The 17,619-nt window shown below is 48.4% G+C and carries 12 protein-coding genes; 6 read left to right on the top strand and 6 right to left on the bottom strand.

Features of this window, described 5'->3' with window-relative positions; genetic code table 11:
* Positions 1 to 73: 73 nt before the first annotated feature.
* On the bottom strand, positions 74 to 1,873 hold the full coding sequence (locus JWJ90_RS06665) for a methyl-accepting chemotaxis protein (protein WP_205226428.1): 1,800 nt from the start codon (positions 1,871 to 1,873) through the stop codon (positions 74 to 76).
* Positions 1,874 to 2,355: 482 nt separating this feature from the next.
* Complete coding sequence (locus tag JWJ90_RS06660; RefSeq protein WP_205226427.1) at positions 2,356 to 5,313, bottom strand: CHASE domain-containing protein; 2,958 nt, start codon at positions 5,311 to 5,313, stop codon at positions 2,356 to 2,358.
* A 518-nt stretch (positions 5,314 to 5,831) separates the two neighbouring features.
* Here JWJ90_RS06660 and JWJ90_RS06655 point away from each other — a divergent pair.
* From JWJ90_RS06655 to JWJ90_RS06630, 6 genes are all read left to right on the top strand, one after another.
* A complete protein-coding gene (locus tag JWJ90_RS06655; protein ID WP_205226426.1) occupies positions 5,832 to 8,198 on the top strand; it encodes an ATP-binding response regulator in 2,367 nt (788 codons plus the stop codon).
* 78 nt (positions 8,199 to 8,276) lie between these two features.
* The gene (locus JWJ90_RS06650) at positions 8,277 to 10,670 is read left to right on the top strand and encodes a methyl-accepting chemotaxis protein (protein WP_205226425.1); all 2,394 of its coding nucleotides are present in this window, start codon (positions 8,277 to 8,279) and stop codon (positions 10,668 to 10,670) included.
* A 129-nt stretch (positions 10,671 to 10,799) separates the two neighbouring features.
* Positions 10,800 to 11,405, top strand: a complete 606-nt coding sequence (locus tag JWJ90_RS06645) for a hypothetical protein (RefSeq protein ID WP_205226424.1) — start codon at positions 10,800 to 10,802, stop codon at positions 11,403 to 11,405.
* A gap of 73 nt (positions 11,406 to 11,478) precedes the next feature.
* On the top strand, positions 11,479 to 12,081 hold the full coding sequence (locus JWJ90_RS06640) for a FlgO family outer membrane protein (protein ID WP_205226423.1): 603 nt from the start codon (positions 11,479 to 11,481) through the stop codon (positions 12,079 to 12,081).
* Positions 12,082 to 12,183: 102 nt separating this feature from the next.
* On the top strand, positions 12,184 to 12,819 hold the full coding sequence (gene lexA / locus JWJ90_RS06635; RefSeq protein ID WP_205226422.1) for a transcriptional repressor LexA: 636 nt from the start codon (positions 12,184 to 12,186) through the stop codon (positions 12,817 to 12,819).
* A 141-nt stretch (positions 12,820 to 12,960) separates the two neighbouring features.
* Complete coding sequence (locus JWJ90_RS06630) at positions 12,961 to 13,734, top strand: SapC family protein (RefSeq protein WP_205226421.1); 774 nt, start codon at positions 12,961 to 12,963, stop codon at positions 13,732 to 13,734.
* A gap of 255 nt (positions 13,735 to 13,989) precedes the next feature.
* Here JWJ90_RS06630 and thiC read toward each other — a convergent pair whose 3' ends face one another.
* From thiC to thiH, 4 genes are read right to left on the bottom strand one after another with little or no spacing between them, the layout of a single operon-like run.
* Positions 13,990 to 15,276 (bottom strand): phosphomethylpyrimidine synthase ThiC, encoded by a 1,287-nt coding sequence (gene thiC / locus JWJ90_RS06625; protein WP_240194790.1) that lies wholly within the window; start codon positions 15,274 to 15,276, stop codon positions 13,990 to 13,992.
* A 32-nt stretch (positions 15,277 to 15,308) separates the two neighbouring features.
* Complete coding sequence (gene thiE / locus JWJ90_RS06620; protein ID WP_205226420.1) at positions 15,309 to 15,950, bottom strand: thiamine phosphate synthase; 642 nt, start codon at positions 15,948 to 15,950, stop codon at positions 15,309 to 15,311.
* On the bottom strand, positions 15,943 to 16,479 hold the full coding sequence (gene thiF, locus JWJ90_RS06615) for a sulfur carrier protein ThiS adenylyltransferase ThiF (RefSeq protein ID WP_205226419.1): 537 nt from the start codon (positions 16,477 to 16,479) through the stop codon (positions 15,943 to 15,945). The genes thiE and thiF overlap by 8 nt, the downstream gene beginning before the upstream one ends.
* On the bottom strand, positions 16,479 to 17,585 hold the full coding sequence (gene thiH, locus JWJ90_RS06610) for a 2-iminoacetate synthase ThiH (protein ID WP_205226418.1): 1,107 nt from the start codon (positions 17,583 to 17,585) through the stop codon (positions 16,479 to 16,481). Before thiH ends, thiF begins: the two co-directional genes overlap by 1 nt.
* Positions 17,586 to 17,619: the final 34 nt, after the last annotated feature.

Raw genomic sequence — 17,619 nt, 5'->3', positions numbered from 1 at the left:
TTCAAGGGGGCCGAAGATCTGCGGTACATCGCAATTGGCCACGAAAAATGTTGTTTTTGCCAGAGGGCTCTGCCTACGAGGCGACTGCAGGTACAGGTTTCAAGCCGTGAAGAGTGCAGGAACCATCTTCCTCTTTTGCTTGCACTCTTGATATGGGTAACTCTGAAGGGCTGGAATGTATTTTGAACTGGAGGACCAACTCGTTGAGACCTTCAGCCAGGGTTTCAAGTTCTCTGGCATTCGTTTGCACCAATTGCGAGTTGTCACCCACCAGAGTGGATTGCTGGTTGATATCGCTTATTTCAAAACTGATTTGGCCGATCCGTTCAGAACTCTCCTGGATCGTGAAAGAAACCTCCTGTATCCCGAGAGAAGCCTGGTTTATGTTGTCGGCTATTTCGCTGGAGGCTGCTGTCTGTTCTTCGACCGCGCTGGCTATTCCGTTGATCACACAACTGATCTCTTCTATTACCTGGGAAATCTGTCCTATATCGGTCACCGCCGTGGTGGTGATATCCTGCATTTCATGGATTTGGTTTTTTATATCTACAGTTGCCTGTGAAGTTTGATGGGCCAGTTCTTTAATTTCGTTGGCCACCACGGCAAACCCCCTGCCTGCCTGTCCGGCCCGAGCCGCTTCGATTGTGGCATTTAATGCAAGCAGGTTTGTCTGTTCAGATATTTCGGTGATTGCTTCGGTCACCTGAGAAATACGCCTGGCCGCTTGCCCAAGGATGTTCATCTTTTTCGATGCCTGATGCGACTGCTGCACCGCCCCTTCGGTGACATTCCGGGCTCGTTCCGCATTTTGGGCAATTTCTTTAATGGTAGAGGTCATCTCTTCACTGGAAGCAGCGACCATGGAGATATTGGAAGAGGATTGCTCCATGGCGGTTGCCAGGGTCTGCACACTTGTACTCATCTCTTCCGCTGCAGAGGCAACAAGAGTGGATTTGGTGGCCGTCCTCCCTGCCGCAGTGAAGAGTTCTCCCGAGATATTGGTCATGGTCTGGGATGATCCATGCAATTGTTCTGCATTGCCGATGATTTCCTTGAGCATAAAGCTGAGCTTGTTCACCATGCCATTGAGTGCGGTCGCCATCTGTCCGATCTCATCTTTGTTCTTTGCCTTCAACGTATGGGTCAGATCCCCCTCGGCCACAGCCTGGGTACAGCGAAGGGCATTGCCAATGGGGCGAGTGATTGCCCGGCTCAGGCTTATACCTAGAATCGCGGCGAAGAATAAACCACAGCCTGTAACGCTGTAGAGTATCCTGTTCCCCAAAGCAATGGAATCAAGAGCCTCAGCTTTGTCCTGTTCAATAACCTCCTTCACGTCTTTTTCAATATTTCCCAGACGGGAGAATATTTCCTCACCCATCATATCAACCCGTTTATCCGCAGATTCAAGTTTAGCTGAATCAACGACTTTACCCTGAAGGGCATCACGTTTCAGATTGCACAGCAGGTTTAACGGAGGGGTGAATTGTTTTTTATGGATATCTGCAATGGCGATGACCTGCTGTTGCAGGTGCGTATCCAGGGTGGGGACTATCTTTTCACCATCAATCTCTGCACCATCGGTGATTGCTCCTGCATATACCTCGAAGGTCGTGGAAAATTTATTGTGCTGGGCCCAGAAAGCATCAAACTCATCCAAAGATTCACTTGCCATGATTTCCATAACAAGCTGCATGTCGCGGGCTGCGGCATACTTCATTTCCATTGCCGCATCAATAAGGCCTGAATTGTTGATGCAGAAGTTCATCTTGTCATGGATCAGGGAAAACCCCTTATAGGATGCAGCGGATTGCAGGCACAGCAACAACCCTACAGCTATACAGCCACAATATAACTTCGTTGATATCTTCACTCTTTTCTCCCTCAAAATTAGCGGTAAAAAACATACGGAAAAGAGCATAGCAGTTCATATATCAGGGATAGGTTAGATTTTGGTAAAGGTGCCATTAAGTGGTATCTCTGGCCGTTGGTCGTGTGAAAAAATAATTGAAAAGTCAATATATTATTGATTTTGAGTGGGCGGTGGGGTGGGGGGGCGAATGTTTTCCTGACCAAGGAGGGGGCAGATTACCGAGTGCCCATCCAGAAACGGGTTTTTCGTAGTCTGCGTTTACCCGGAGTCTACGCTTACCCGAACTTGAACAAAATCCTCATTTCTGGACGGACACTACCTAAAGGGTGTCTTGAGTAATTAGATTTTTCAATCAAGGTCAAGGATTGTGAAAAATTTTACCGCAGGCATATAGTTGATATTCCGAGAATAAAATTTTGAGTATGACGAGGTAAGCGCCAGACTCCGGGGGATTGGCAGAAAAAGCAATTATTCAAGATTCCCTAAAGAAGGTTTGCCAAGACCTCCTTGAGCTTTGAAAACAGGAAGGGCTTTTCAAGAAAGGCTTGAATGACCAGCTCGTTATGGCCGACCATGACGTGCGCCTCGTTATAGCCACTGGCCAGGATGACCGGGATGTCGGGTGCTTTTTCACGAATAGAGGCAACCGTGTCCCAGCCGTTCATACGTGGCATGACCACATCGCAGAGAACACAGTCGATGCTTTCCCGGTTTTCGTTGAAAATCTCCACAGCCTCGGCGCCGTTGGCAGCCTCAAGTATTGAGTAACCCAACCGTTCAAGCATTTCTCCGACAATTTTTCGAATAATTTCTTCATCATCAACCACGAGAATCGTGCCGCCCTGGAGAGGGCTCTCTTTGGGTGAAGGCGGTTTTTTACTTTCAACGATATTGAGTTGTATCAAGGGGAAATAGACCGTGAAAACACTCCCTTCTCCTTCCTCAGAGAGTACAGTGACCACTCCTTTATGGGCTCGGACAATCCCAAGGACAGCCGACAGTCCCATGCCACGGCCTGTGAATTTACTTGAAAAGAATGGGTCAAACAGCCTGGCGATATCCATTTGACGGATGCCGACGCCCGTATCAACGACTTCAAGGAAGGCATAGGGGCGTTCTTCCGGGACAAAATCCACTGGAAATCGGGAATTAGCCGGAATTTCAGTCCCTTCAACCTTGCCAATACGCAAACGCACCTCGCCCTCATGGTTGGGGCAGGCTTCCCAGGCGTTGGCGACTAAATTGGTCAGTACCTGCTGGATATTATTGGCATTAGCATTGATCATCAGGCTCAAATCCGTTGCCAGAAAACTGTAATGAATGCTTTCAGGAATAGTTGCCTTGAGGATAGGCTGATAATTGGAGCAGATGACACGTAAATCCAGCAGAGAGAACTGACAGGGAGCAGACCCCAGATAAATAAGCAACAGTTTACTGACCTCAGCTGCGGCCTCAGCCGATTGGAGGGCGGAGCCTGCAAGATCCTGTATCTGTTGATTTTTAGGGTACTGTGGTAACAGTTCCTTGACCATCTCCAGGCTCATGGTCACGGCCTGGAGTTTATTGTTGAAATGATGGGCAATGGCTCCCGCCATCCGTGCCAGGCTCTCAGCTTTTTGCAGCTGAATGTTTTGGGTCTCAAGGCGTTCGCGTTCTTCTTCTGCCTGTATGCGTGAGGTAATATCGTGGACAATGGCAAAGTTAACCGAACTGTCCTGAAATGAAATCGAGGCGGAATGCATCTCCACGGTTCGTACTGAACCATCGGCAAGTCTGTGGGGAACAGCAAATTCACTGAGTTCCCCTTTATGAATCTGTCGTAGGATCTGATCGATATTTTCCTGCGGCAGGCAGCTTATTTGGCCGATGGACATCTGGTTGAGCTGCGCACGCGAGTATCCGTAAAATTCTGAGGCAGCATTATTTGCCTTAATGATGTTTCCACTTTCCGGATCCAGCAGAAGCATTATTGCGCTGTGCTCTTCAAAGAGTAAGCGGAACTGCGTTTCACTTTTCTTCAGAGCGTGTTCCAGCTTTTTTCGTTCGGTAATATTTTCAACCAGAGCCACCATGCCTGCAGCCCTGTTGTCACGATTTGTTAGCGGGGCACTGTACCATTCGCAATCAATGATTTCCCCTGTCTTAGTCCGGTTTAACTGAACATTTTTGCCATCTTCCTGGTTGTTGGTTTGAAGCAGGCTGAGTTTACGTCCAAGAACATCTTCAGCTGTATAGCCGAAGATGCGCGCAGCTGCGGGATTCCATGCCGTGATCAACTCATTTTGATCCCATTCAATGACCGCAAGAGGGGATTGCTGAAAATAGAGGGCAAACTTCTGTTGCGTCAGCAACTGCTCGTGCATCTGAGCGGCGATAATAACGGCCTGTTGTCGTGCGCGGCTCTGCATAAAGGCCAACAGGCTTAACCCGAAACTGATTAATATACCTGCGACCAGGATGATTTGGGGCTGGTTTTGATCAAATCCAGTGTCAAACTCCGGGAGTGAGCGAAAGGTCATGCACCAGGTGGTTCCATAGACGTCCAAGACAGTGGTTTTTTCAAATTTTGACTGGTAAGCGGTATGAGCGGATCGGCCTTCGGCTTTCCAGGTGTTGAAAAGCTCCTCTGAGGCAACAGGACTGTTCCCCGTATAAATTGTGAAATCGATATCTTGGGGCATGATTTTAAGCGCACCATAAGCAAAATCGTCCATACGTATAGGGCTGTATACATATCCGCGAAGCGCTTTTCTTCGTTGTTCCAGGGTGCCAAGAGGCATGCCGGTACGGTATGAAGGAATGTACATCAAAATACCGTTTTGCTTGATTACCTCCATTTCCTGAACCAAAATAACTTTTCCCGTGATCGTGGTGTTGCCCGTGTCCCGAGCTTTTTCCATGGCTGCCCGGCGCACCGGTTCAGAGTACATGTCATAACCGAAGGCTCGTTGGTTGGCTTTATTAAACGGTTCAAGCCAAATAATGGTGCTATAGGCATCACGTTCGCTCTTTGGATGCAACCGAAATTGAGGAAAACCCTCCTGTCTGATCTTTTCCTCCAGGCTGGAAACCTTTTGGGGATCGAGCCAGACCGAATAACCAAACCCAAGGATACCGGGATTTGTTTTTGCCAGGTGCAACGAGGAAGCATAGGTGTGCCATTCAGAACGTGTCAGCTCCTCACCACGGACTTCAAACAGGGAGTTGCCCCCGAGTAAAATGGTCTCGTTGTTTTGTAAACGGCTGGAGAGTTGGCGAATAATGTCATCGCACAGGGTCTGAAACCGCATCTGTGCCCGTTTACTGATACGTTGGTCTATATTCTGCCAGAGTAGGAAGGTGGTGGTCAGGGTGATCCCCAGAACCAGCAGGGGCAGCAGAAACGAGTAAAATACGGAGTGATTGCTTTGTGTTACCGTTCGGCTTTTGTCGTTGAGCATGAGCAGCGACTCCGAAAGTGAGAATCAACCGAAAAACATTGGGGCAGAAGAGTTCAGTCGATATTTGCTAGTTAGGTAAGTTTACTGTATTTGGGAAAGAAACCGCAAATATATGAAAGAATTTTTTGAAATGGTGTTTCCCACACGGAGTTACACATGAAGGGAAAGCATTGCCAGCACAGGGGAATCGTCGTGGATACAAGAAAAATTTGCCTCGGACCTTTAATCTCTCTACAATTAAAGGGAATCTTGAATAATTGCTTTTTCTGCCAATCTCGCGGAGTCTGACGCTTACCTCGTTATGTGAAAAATTTTATCCTCGGAGGTAAGCAAAGACTCCGATATCATGTATATGCCTGCGGTAAAATTTTTCGCATGCCTTGATCTTGATTGAAAAATCTAATTATTCAAGACACCCTAAAATCAAATTGGGTGCAAAATTTCCGATTTGAGTCAGGTTTTGATTTTACTTGGTTCAGTGGAACATATTCCGGGTATTGGAGGCGTTTTCCCTTCTCATGCGACCTCATAGACAGAAAACAACCCGCCATCTGTTGCTCCTTGCCGGCGGTGTTATCATCCTGCTTGTGCTGAGCTGTTTTTTCGGTCTGACTGTCAAACAGGAACGCATCATTAAACAGTCTGTGCATCTCTCAGCCCAACGCCTTTTCGAATCAATCGTGCTGACCCGTCGCTGGAACGCACAGTATGGGGGGGTCTTTGTCCTGAAAAAGGAGGGGATGCACTCCAACCCCTATCTGAAACACCCGGATATCACCTCTGCCTCTGGCAAGACCTACACCTTGAAAAATCCTGCCCTGATGACCAGGGAAATCTCAGCTCTTGCAAAAAAAACAAAGCATTACCAATATCATATCACTAGCCTGAAGTTGATGAATCCTCACAACCAGCCAGATAGCTGGGAGCGGGAAAGCCTGGAAAAATTTGAGAAGGGAGATCAGTTAACCACCCAGATCACCCGTATTGATGGAGCACAGGTCTATCGCCTCATGCGTCCACTGGTGGTTGAAGAGAGTTGTATATCCTGTCACGGCAAACAAGGCTATAGCATAGGTGAGGTGCGGGGAGGCATCTCAGTTTCTCTTCCCTATGGACAGATAGCAGCCAACCTTGTCAGCAACCGGGTAAAAATGGCCGGACTCGGCCTCGCCATCATCGGAATTTTTCTTTTCCTTTTTTATTTCGTGATTTGGAGGCTTGTTGGCCATCTCTTTTCCATTTCCGGGGAGTTGAAAGAGCAAAAACAACAACTGGAGCATCTCAATGCTGACCTGGACCATAAGGTCAATGAGCGAACGATGGCTCTCCAGGAAAGTGAGCAGCGGTTTCGTTCAACCTTTGAACAGGCGCCAGTAGGCATCTGTCATATTGGTCTCGATGGGACAATCCTGAGAGTAAATGATCGTTTTTGCGAAATTCTAGGAATTCATTCCGCCGGGCTTCTCGCGCAGCAATTTCAGGAAATCTCTGCTGAAACCAAAAAAATTGCAGCACTTTCAGAATGGGATGCTTTACTTCTCGGGGAAAAGGAATCGTTTACCTGGGAACAGTTGTACCTGGGGTCTGATTTCTCTGAAAAGTGGATGAATATTACCTGCTCGCTTATACGGAGAAATACTGGTGAGCCTCGTTATTATATCTACGTGCTTGAAGACAGGTCAGAGCGCAGGAGTCTGCAACAACAGTTACAACAAGCTCAGAAAATGGAAGCCATAGGCACCCTGGCTGGAGGTATTGCTCACGATTTCAACAATATCCTTACTCCAATTCTTGGCTATACTGAAATACTCATGGAAGATAGTCAGCCAAACGAAAAGCAGTTTACTTCGCTTCAGGCTGTTTTCAATGCAGCGACCCGAGCCCAGGAGTTGATTCGCCAAATTTTAACGTTCAGCCGTCGCAATGATGCCGAACAACATCCGCTCAATATCTCTCTTGTCATCAAAGAAGTGATTAAATTGCTGCGTTCTTTTTTACCTTCCAGTGTAGAGGTTCGCCAGTTGCTCACCACCGAAGATTGCATTGTTCGCGCAAACCCGACTCAGATCCATCAGATCATGATGAATCTTTGCACCAACGCTTATCAGGCCATGAGTGAAGGCAGCGGCACTCTCACCATCGAACTTGCTAATAAAACTTTTGATTCCAAAGATCCGTCTACCGATCTACCCGCAGGACGCTATGGAGTCCTACAAGTTAAGGATACTGGTTGTGGCATGGATGCCCAAACCTTGGAGCGTATGTATGAACCCTATTTTACAACCAAGGATAAAGGGGAAGGAACCGGGCTGGGGCTGGCCATGGTTCATGGTATTGTTGAAGATCTAGGGGGGAAAATCAGTGTTGTGAGCACACCGGGGAGTGGAACCTGCTTTACACTCTATTTCCCACTTGTCGTCAGAGATGAGAAGCAACAGGATCCAGTCAGTCTTTCTTTACAGGAGAAGCCCAGGGGCGGAGATGAAGCCATTCTCCTTGTGGACGACGAGCCAACCATTATTTCCATGCAAACCGTTATTCTTGAAGAACTGGGGTATTCTGTGACTTCCTGCATGAATGGTCTCGCGGCATTGGAAGAGTTTCAGGCGCACAGCGCTCACTTTGATCTGGTGATCAGTGATATTTCCATGCCTGAAATGAGCGGTGTCTCGTTAGCCAACGAGATAAACAGGCTGCGACCCGATATTCCCGTTATATTGATCACCGGGTTTACTGCCGAATATTCCATGGAAATTTTCAAACTTGGTAACGTTGATAGCCTCCTGACCAAACCCGTGCTCAAGCATGATTTCGCCCAGGCAGTACGGCACGCGCTTGATCGACAAAAGCAGCAAGAAGAAAAAGAAAATAAAAATTATTCCTAGTGAAGTTCTTTGCCGATGATATAAAATACAAAAATTTCAGACGGATCTTTTTTCGGCGTTCTTTCGGGGGGAAACAGTATGAAAAGGTTCCAAAAAATTAGTACTCGCTTAACGTTACCTATCGCCGGCGCCACAATTATTTTTTCGGTCCTGCTCTACTTTGTGGCAGAAAATACCATCGGTACCATGACCCGTGACAATCTTGAGCGCATTGGACGATCAAAGATGGTGGACATTCTTGCCAGTGAAAAACGCATTTCCCAGGCAATGCTCGCCCAGGCCTCACTTTTTAGTGAGCAGCAGGCCGTCCTGGATGCTTATCAAACGGCCTACGAGGGAGATATTACCTCCGAAAAGGATCCTAAACTGGCCCAGGGACGTGAACAGCTGCGAGCTTTTTTTAAATCCGTGCAAAAGGGGTATAAAGCCAATAACAACGGGCAATCGGTCCGGCTTCATTTTCATCTTCCCCCGGCACGAAGTCTTTTGCGCGTCTGGAAAAATAATCAAAACAAGAGTGATGATCTCACTGCTTTTCGGCAAACAATCACCACTATCTCCCAGAGTAAAAAACCGGTGACGGGGATTGAGGTCGGTCGTGGAGGATTTGTCATTCGTGGCCTGGCTCCAGTCATCGCACAATCAGGAAAATATCTAGGATCTGTAGAAGCGCTCTCTTCTTATGATCCGTTGGTAAAATACGGAGTAAGCAATGAAAAAGAGCAGGTCGCAGTCTATATGAATATCTCCCTGCTCAAGATTGCAACGTCGCTCCAGGATAGTTCAAAATATCCGGTTATCGACAATAAATACGTCTTTGTCTCGTCATCCGACCCATCTGTTACCAAGAGCCTAGTCAGCCCCGAGTTGTTGAACAAGGGCAGTGAGGGCCTCTCCATGCAGCGCGTTGGTGAGAATTATGTGACCCTGTTTCCGATTAAAGATTTCTCGGACAAGCAGATTGGAGTGATGGTTTTTGTCTATGATGCCTCTGAGGATGTTGCGCACTTACGCAAAATTACACATGGGATTCTGGGGCTCAGCTTTGGACTGTTGCTGGTCATCATCATTCCGCTTATCATCAGTGTTCGCGGGGTGGTGACCCCAATTAACCGAGCTGTGAATATGCTGCGGACAATAGCCCATGGCGAGGGTGATTTGACCCAACGAATGCACATACACAAAAACGATGAGATTGGGGAACTTGCCCATTGGTTTAACCAGTTCCTCGATCGCTTGGAGCGTATTGTACGCGACTTTGGCTCAAAAGCACATTCCTTGAGCCTTTCTTCTGATTCGTTAGCTGGGATTGCTGGAAATTTGACTGAAGCCACCTCCGATTCCAACCAGCGTTCACAACGTGTCGCGGACGGGGCCAGTACCATGAATTCAAATATGTCATCGGTTGCTGCAGCCAGTGAGGAGGCTTCAACCAATGTCAACGCCGTCGCCTCTGCTGTGGAGGAGATGGCCGCCACAGTACAGGAAATTGCCAGCAATTCAGAGAGTGCGCGCGCCATCGCCCAGAAAATGGCTGAATCTGCAGCGGTTACCTCTGAAAAAGTCAGCCAGCTTGGGTTTGACGTTCAGGAAATCGGTAAAGTAACCGAGGTCATCACGGAAATTTCCGAGCAGACCAACCTGCTTGCTTTGAATGCGACCATAGAGGCCGCACGCGCTGGTGAATCCGGTAAGGGGTTTGCCGTGGTGGCCAATGAGATTAAGGAACTGGCCAATCAGACCGCTACTGCAACCGGTGAAATCAAGGAAAAAATCAATGCAATTCAAAATTCGACATCTGGAACTGTCAATGAGATTGAAAATATATCTAATGTTATCAGTGAGGTAAATGCTATCGTTACGACCATTGCCACCGCTGTTGAGGAACAATCTGTTGCCACGGCCGAAATCGCCCAGAACCTGAGCCAGGCATCTCTAGGTATTCAGGATGTGAATCAGAATGTGGCCGAGGTTTCCCTTGTCACCGATGAGATGTCCCAGGATATTGTAGAAGTCAGTCATGCCACAGAAGAGATGAATATCGTCAGTGCCGAACTTTCGACCTATGCGCGCGATCTGCTTAAGCTTTCCGCTCAGCTTACTGAAGTGGTGCAAAAGTTTAAAACGCAAAATGCCGCCTTTGATATTGGCAAGGTCAAGGAGGCGCATATGCAGTGGCGTGCCCGTTTGGAAGCCCTTCTTCGTGGGAAAGAGTCCCTGCGTCCAGAAGAGATCAGCTCTGATCATGAATGTGATTTCGGTAAATGGTATTTTGGTGAAGGACAGTCTTTAATTGATCGAGAATACTTTAAAGAAGTGGGAGAGCATCATGCCATGGTTCACCAGTATGCCAGGCGCATTGCCGATCTGGTCAAACAGGGAAAACAGCAGCAGGCAACTGATTTAATGGGGGAATTTGAACAGGAACGCGAGGCGTTTTTTAAAGCGTTGGATGAGCTGTATTTACGCTGATTTTTTGGCGCAAGAAATGTTTTTGCTATTGAAACCTCACAATAATACCGAAGCAATAGAACCTGAAATCGTATTCACCTCCTGTGAAAGGGAAAATGCTGTGATTTTTTTCATTATGAACAAACGCTGATGAAACCTTTTTCCTCTGTGCTGATACTCAATATTGTCTGTATTTTTCTCTGTAGCTGTAGCTTGACCTCATCACTGATAGGCGATGAGAAAAAGGTTGATTCCGCGCGTGGATGGAACCTGCTGGCAAACCAGGTCGCCCATAGAATGAATGAAGAGTTGGTTCGGCAGGAAATGTTTTCAACCCGAATCTATGTCCATAACAGCTGTGGTGCTCCCAAAAAATGTAAACCAAGCGATACCTTTGCCTTTGATGAAGGCTTTCATGATCTGGTTGTCCATCAGCTGGTTAATTTTGGAGTTGTCACGGTGAGTTCACCCAAAACCGCAGACTTAATCATGGAGTACAAAGTCCAGACAGTCTTTCATCCGCCACGCGATGCCACCTGGTACTGGTTTGGCAAAGATGGCTATTACGAAGTCTTGGTCAGTGCTCAGATAGAGAAAAATGAGAAATATTTTTTCCTTTTTTCTGATATATTCAGCATCCCCCTGCGAGAATTCTGGCAGTATACCCCCCTCACTGCACCCCCTGAAGTCAAGTTGACCGATGCGGAAGGCATGGCCTCTCCTGAGCCACCTGCAAAACAATCCATATCCCTGTGAAAAATACGTTCGTTGAGGTAAATTTTTGTCAAAATATAGGCATATAGCCCCATTTGCATTCGTGTTGCTTTTCTTGCTTTTGGTTCTTTCGGGCGCAACCGGTTGCAGTAAGCTCAACGGCACCCGACTTGAACCGGTGTTGGGAGGCGATGTCAACCTGGTCCGCCTGGGCGATACGGTCGTCGAGGAGCTTGTTGCCCAACCAGTGCCGCCGCTGATTCCCTTTCGTGGCGATCAGCCAATATTGGTCTCGACCCTGGTGAACAACGAGGATTTACAGCAAACATCCCCTTTTGGCCGTAGCTTTCAAAATAACCTGATTGCAGGTTTTGCCCAGCGTGGTTACGCAGTCAAAGAGCTGAAACTCCGGCGTGATCTTCTGGTCAAGTTACATCAGGGGGAATTCATGCTCACTCGAAATCTGGCTGAAATGGCCCCTGTACAACGGGCCCAGGCAGTGGTGGTTGGCACCTATACTCTGGTCAACCGGGTTTTGTATCTCTCGGTGAGGCTGGTCTCACCAACGAACCAGGCTATTCGCGGAGTTTATGAGGATAAAATATATCTCGATGAAGATACTCTGCGACTTTTCGGGTTCACCATGAAGAAAAGAGAAACTGATGAAAATGTGATTATGCCTCCCAAACCTTCAGTGCTTGATTCCATTCTTTATTAAACCTGAATCTGAATCAGGTCGAAAGTATAGCCTTACTTGACATTTGTCACCAACTCCGAGTACCTACAAGAGCGAACTTGATCCAAGGGAAAGGAGGCGATCTTGGCAAACACACTCACCCCCCGCCAAAAAGAATTTTTCCAGTACCTGCAACAGTGTAAAAAAAATCATGATTCCATACCCAGCCTTCGGCGGATGGCGCTTGAGTTAGGCGTGAGCCATTCTGCGGTCGCCGACCTGTTGCAAACACTCCAGGCAAAGGGCTGGATCAGACGTGAAGGTCGTTATAGCCGTAACATTACCTTGCTGAAAAAAGAAATCGGTTCGCCGTTGCCCGAAGACGGCCGTTTCGTGCCAATTATAGGTCAGGTAGCGGCAGGAATTCCGTTGTATGCCCAGCAGGAGTCGGCCGGAGAAATTCTTGTTGACGGGCGTATCTACAGGGGAGAACAACTTTTTGCTCTGCGGGTCAGTGGCGATTCCATGCGTGATGCCGGTATCCTTGAAGGAGATTTGGCGATCTGTGAACCTCGTCAATTTGCCTCTAACGGCGAGATCGTGGTCGCGCTTATCGGAGATGAGGCGACGGTCAAACGGTTTTATTACCTTGGTGATGCCATTGAATTACGCCCTGAAAACGAGCAGTTTTCAAGCATGCGCTATGATTTTGGGGAGGTGCTGATTCAGGGAAAGGTGATTGGAATTCAGCGCGGACCTGAGGAGATGTCTCAGCTGTAACATGGTGAGATTGCGCTCGGAAAAAGTTCCTCTATCGATTGTAAAATTGAAAAAACACTGTAAAATCAGTGAAGAATCAACAGTAGATGTTACATTTTCAGAGATATTTATTCTCTCAAACATTATTGGTGACTACTCAACATGTTTAATAAACTTGTTCCTCTCCAGAGTCAAAAACACGTAAACACCAAAATTAAAAACATTCAAGGCTTTGCATTTGCCCAAGATTTTCATCTAGCCTCCGTTATGGTGCATGAGTTTGTACGAGCAGCGTCTCTCTATCCAATTGTCTTTATAGAAGATACGGCTCAAGATCAATTTAAGCCCATCGTTTTGCTCGGGCTGGAAGCCAAACAGAATCTTTTTGTCGACGCAGAGGGCAAGTGGCAGGCATCGTATATTCCAGCCATTATTCGCCGTTATCCCTTTGCGCTTGTTAAGGGGGAGAACCAGGAGCAACTCACCGTCTGTATCGATGAGGAAAGTGAAATTATCAGTGAGGATGAGGGGGTTCCCCTCTTTCATGAAGATGGCAGCACGACGGATGCACTGGAAAATGTAAAACGCTATCTCAGCGAGTTGCATCAGATGGAGGTCATTACAACAGAGTTTTGTAAGTTTATGTCTGAAAACAACATGTTTGCACCATTAAACATGCGTGTCCGTCAGAGTGATCAAGTCCAAAATATAGCGGGATGCTATGTGATCAATGAGGAGCGGCTAAAAAACCTCTCCGATGAACGTTTTCTTGAATTACGAAAAAAAGGGTTCCTGCCCGCTGTCTACGCCCACCTTGTTTCTCTGTCGCAGATCGAGCGTTTGACAACCCTTGCCAGTGGTGCCCAGAGTGCACCGAGTGACAACGCTCTGGAGAGGATCGCTGAAGAGGCTGAAACGACAACCGTTATACAATAGGGTGTCTTGAATAATTAGATTTTTCAATCAAGGTCAAGGCATGTGAAAAATTTTACCGCAGGCATATGCTTGATATTCCGAGGATAAAATTTTGAGCATAACGCAGAGATTGGCAGAAAAAGCAATTATTCAAGATTCCCAATAAGCCTGAATTGGTCGCAGGGCGTTATGCGGTGACGAATGCTCCTGTTTTTCAGACCAAGAAAAAACGGATCCGTGAGTGTGGCGTGATGCCAACACTCACGGATTCATGTTTTATTTAGATTCCAGAATATTACGGCTGCGCTTAACCGCACAGAGATCACCGCACATGGTGCAGACTTCTTTGTCGATGGGTTGCGAGGAGGCCCGGTAATCCTTGGCCTTCTCCGGATCCATGGCCAGCTCAAACATGGTAGTCCAGTCCAGTTCCTTACGTGCCTTGCTCATGGCATTGTCCCAGTCGATTGCTCCGGGGATCCCCTTGGCGATATCCGCGGCATGGGCAGCGATTCGTGAGGCCATGATGCCCTCTTTCATATCATCTGCATCGGGTAAGCGCAGATGCTCGGCGGGGGTGACATAGCAGAGAAAATCTGCGCCATAGGTTGCCGCCAGGGCTCCACCAATGGCCGAGGTGATATGGTCATAGCCTGGAGCAACATCGGTGACGATGGGGCCAAGGACATAAAACGGAGCTCCGTGGCAAAGTTTTTTCTCAAGCTGCATGTTGGCAACAACCTCATTGAGCGGTACATGACCAGGTCCTTCGATCATTATCTGGACGTCGGCATCCCAACAGCGTTTGGTCAGCTCACCCAGGATGATGAGTTCCTGGATCTGGGCCGCGTCGGTTGCATCGCGCAGGCAACCGGGGCGGAGGCCATCACCCAGTGATAAGGTCACGTCATAGAGCTGGCAGAGCTCAAGTAACCGATCAAAATGCTCAAAAAACGGGTTTTCCAGCCCGTTGTTTTCCATCCAGTCCAGCAGCAAAGAGCCACCCCGGCTGACCACATGGGTCAGGCGCGGGTTGTTGCGCAGTCGCTGTACAGCGGTTTGGGTCAGACCGGCATGGATGGTCATAAAGTCCACGCCATCCTCGGCGTGCATCTTGACCACATCAAAAAAATCATCCACGGAAATTTTCGAGACTTCTTTGCCATAACGGGCCACAGCATCGTAGACCGGTACAGTTCCAATCATAACCGGACTGATTTCAACGGCTCTGCGGCGGAAGGCCTGGGTATCGCCAAAGGTGGACAAGTCCATGATGGCATCGGCTTTGAGTTCAACAGCGCGCCGAACTTTATCGAGTTCTTTTTCCACATTGCAGCAATCTTCAGAAACACCTAAATTAACGTTAATTTTGGTGCTCAGTCCGCTGCCAATCCCTTTGCCCACGATGTTCACGTGGTTATGGTTGGCCGGAATGGCAATTTTGCCACTGGCGACACCTTGGAGAATATTCTCCTCGCTCATCCGTTCCGCGTCCAATACCTGCTTCATCTGCGGGGTGAGAATGCCCTGGCGGGCGGCTGCCATTTGGGTTGTATAGGCCATGATGATTCTCCTGTTCGAATTTGTTCGGCGGATTATTTAAAAGCAGACTGCAAACGGCTCACTGTTGCCGCAATATCCTCAGCCCCCACGATTTCTGTGACCAGACAGACAGTGGTCGCACCGCGGGAGAGTACATCTTGTATGTTGTGTTCCTTGATGCCGCCGATGGCGACAAAGGGCAGGGGGGCGTGTTGTACCGCATACTCCAAGTATTCGAGCCCAACCGCTGCACAGACATCATCCTTGGTCTGTGTGCTGTAGAGTGGCCCCACACCGATATAATCGGCACCAGCTGCAAGCGCTGCTTGGGCCTGGTCCGGGTCATGGGTGGAAAGCCCAATGAGTTTATCCGGTCCAATGAGTTGACGAACCTGGGAGACCGGGAAATCGTCCTGACCTACGTGGACGCCATCGGCATCGACAAGTTGAGCAATGTCCACGTAGTCATTGACAATAAAAATGACCCCTGCCTCTTTGGTCATGCGTCTAAGTTCCTGACACTCGCAAAGCATCTGGGCAAAGCTTTTTTGTGGGCGTTTTTCCCGGTACTGCAGGATGGGGATGCCGCCTTTGATCATCTCGCGGGCAACTTCGATGTTGGAGCGGCCTTTTGAAAATTTTTCAGCGGTAATTCCGTAGATACCGCGGGGGAAGACAGGTTTGCTGCTATGCATGGAACACTCCTGCTTGATCTAAAATAAATTCAGTCATGTAGTTGGCTACGGTGGTCACCTTATGGCTGTAGAGCTGTGCCTGGGCGCAGTCGGTGATAAAATCACCCGCTATACACCCTTTGCCAAAACGTCTGGCAGTGATGGGTGCCAGCTCACTTCCGGCGATGCCGCTGGCCGATACAATAATTTTTTCAGCTCCTAGAGTTTCCAAGAGCATCTTTTTATCGCTGCTTCGATCAAAGCCTTCAACGACCAGGTCAGCCTCTTGAAAAAGATTGGTGCAGTTGGTTGCATCAATGCGCTTTACCAGAGGCTCGAGACGCGCCGACGGGTTGATGCGGGTAAGGTTAATGGCCAGCGCTTCCACCTTGAACATGCCTATTTGATCGGCAAAGTAAAACTGACGATTGAGGTTACTGGCCTCGACATGATCAAAGTCTACGAGCAACAACTGGTCCACACCGCTGCGGACCAGATTCAGGGCGACGTTGGAGCCAATACCACCCACACCGGCAAGAGCAATACGCATCAGATTGCATCCCAATCTTTAAAAACGGGCTGATACCCATGGGCGACAATGGCCCTTGCCACCTCATCAACAGAGCGATCATCGGTGATTTCAAATTGAGGGGGGCGTTCCTCGTTGACCTCTGTGTAGCCGCCAACACCGGTTGATGAACCAGCAGAGAATCTGGTGGCACCCAAGGGAAGAATGCTGTCACGAAATCTGGCATTCTCACGGGTAGAGATGGTCAGGCCGGCCCGTGGTAGAAAAATGCGCAACGCAGTCATGAACTGGACAAAGGTTTTATCGTCAACCAGGTAATCGGGTTTAAAATCACCCTCAGCCTCATTAAAGCGGGGCAGAGAAATAGCGGATTCGGTCTCCAGGTATTTGTCTTCCAGGTAGCGAGCATGCATACCGGTAAAGAAGATCTCACGGCGTGGTTCGGAAAGCCCAAGCAGCGCCCCTAAGTTGACCACGCGCATGCCACCTTGCGCCGCTCGCTCCGGTGCGTTGAGACGCCAGTGGTAATCCATTTTTTTACCCGCCAGATGCACCCGTTTATACACTGCCTCGTCGTAGGTTTCCTGAAACATGGTCATGGAATCCACGCCTGCCCGGTGCAACTGCGCGTACTCGTCGACTTCCAGGGGATAAACCTCAATGGCCACCGAGGCAAAATGGCGTTTAAGCAATTTTGAGGCCTCCAGCAGATAGGACATGGGCGTCATGTGCTGGGCCTCGCCGGTTAAGAAGAGCACATGCTGCATGCCGGTCTTGGAGATTGCCTTGGCCTCAATTTCAATCTCTTCCAAGGTGAGTTTGCGCCGCAAAATAGGGTTTTGATGATTAAATCCGCAATAGGCGCAGCCGTTGTTGCAGTGGTTGGAGATATAGAGGGGGATAAACATCTGAATGGTGCGGCCAAAATACTGCACTGTCAGCTGGTGCGCCTTACGGGCCATGGCCTCAAGATGATCAGCGGCTTTAGGGCTGAGCAGGGTGAGAAAATCCATGGGAGTTGGCTTGTCTTTGCCAATGGCGCGAAGAATGTCTTCGTCGCGCACCTGGTCAAAAAAATTGGGTACATCAAGATTTTGGTACTGCTTGACTACCTCATAAAATGACATGGTTGGATCCTCGATCAGAAGAGACTTTAGAGCT

Origin of the sequence: Desulfobulbus rhabdoformis, assembly GCF_016919065.1 — a bacterium.
Lineage (GTDB): Bacteria > Desulfobacterota > Desulfobulbia > Desulfobulbales > Desulfobulbaceae > Desulfobulbus > Desulfobulbus rhabdoformis.
Note: the sequence above shows the minus strand (reverse complement) of the source record. Positions and strands in the feature narration are given on the sequence as shown.

Excerpts from the sequence above, each read along its gene's own strand:
- JWJ90_RS06660 (WP_205226427.1), bottom strand. The coding sequence starts at position 5,313 with ATGCTCAACGACAAAAGCCGAACGGTAACACAAAGCAATCACTCCGTA.
- JWJ90_RS06655 (WP_205226426.1), top strand. The coding sequence starts at position 5,832 with ATGCGACCTCATAGACAGAAAACAACCCGCCATCTGTTGCTCCTTGCC.
- JWJ90_RS06650 (WP_205226425.1), top strand. The coding sequence starts at position 8,277 with ATGAAAAGGTTCCAAAAAATTAGTACTCGCTTAACGTTACCTATCGCC.
- JWJ90_RS06645 (WP_205226424.1), top strand. The coding sequence starts at position 10,800 with ATGAAACCTTTTTCCTCTGTGCTGATACTCAATATTGTCTGTATTTTT.
- JWJ90_RS06630 (WP_205226421.1), top strand. The coding sequence starts at position 12,961 with ATGTTTAATAAACTTGTTCCTCTCCAGAGTCAAAAACACGTAAACACC.
- thiC (WP_240194790.1), bottom strand. The coding sequence starts at position 15,276 with ATGGCCTATACAACCCAAATGGCAGCCGCCCGCCAGGGCATTCTCACC.
- thiE (WP_205226420.1), bottom strand. The coding sequence starts at position 15,950 with ATGCATAGCAGCAAACCTGTCTTCCCCCGCGGTATCTACGGAATTACC.
- thiF (WP_205226419.1), bottom strand. The coding sequence starts at position 16,479 with ATGCGTATTGCTCTTGCCGGTGTGGGTGGTATTGGCTCCAACGTCGCC.
- thiH (WP_205226418.1), bottom strand. The coding sequence starts at position 17,585 with ATGTCATTTTATGAGGTAGTCAAGCAGTACCAAAATCTTGATGTACCC.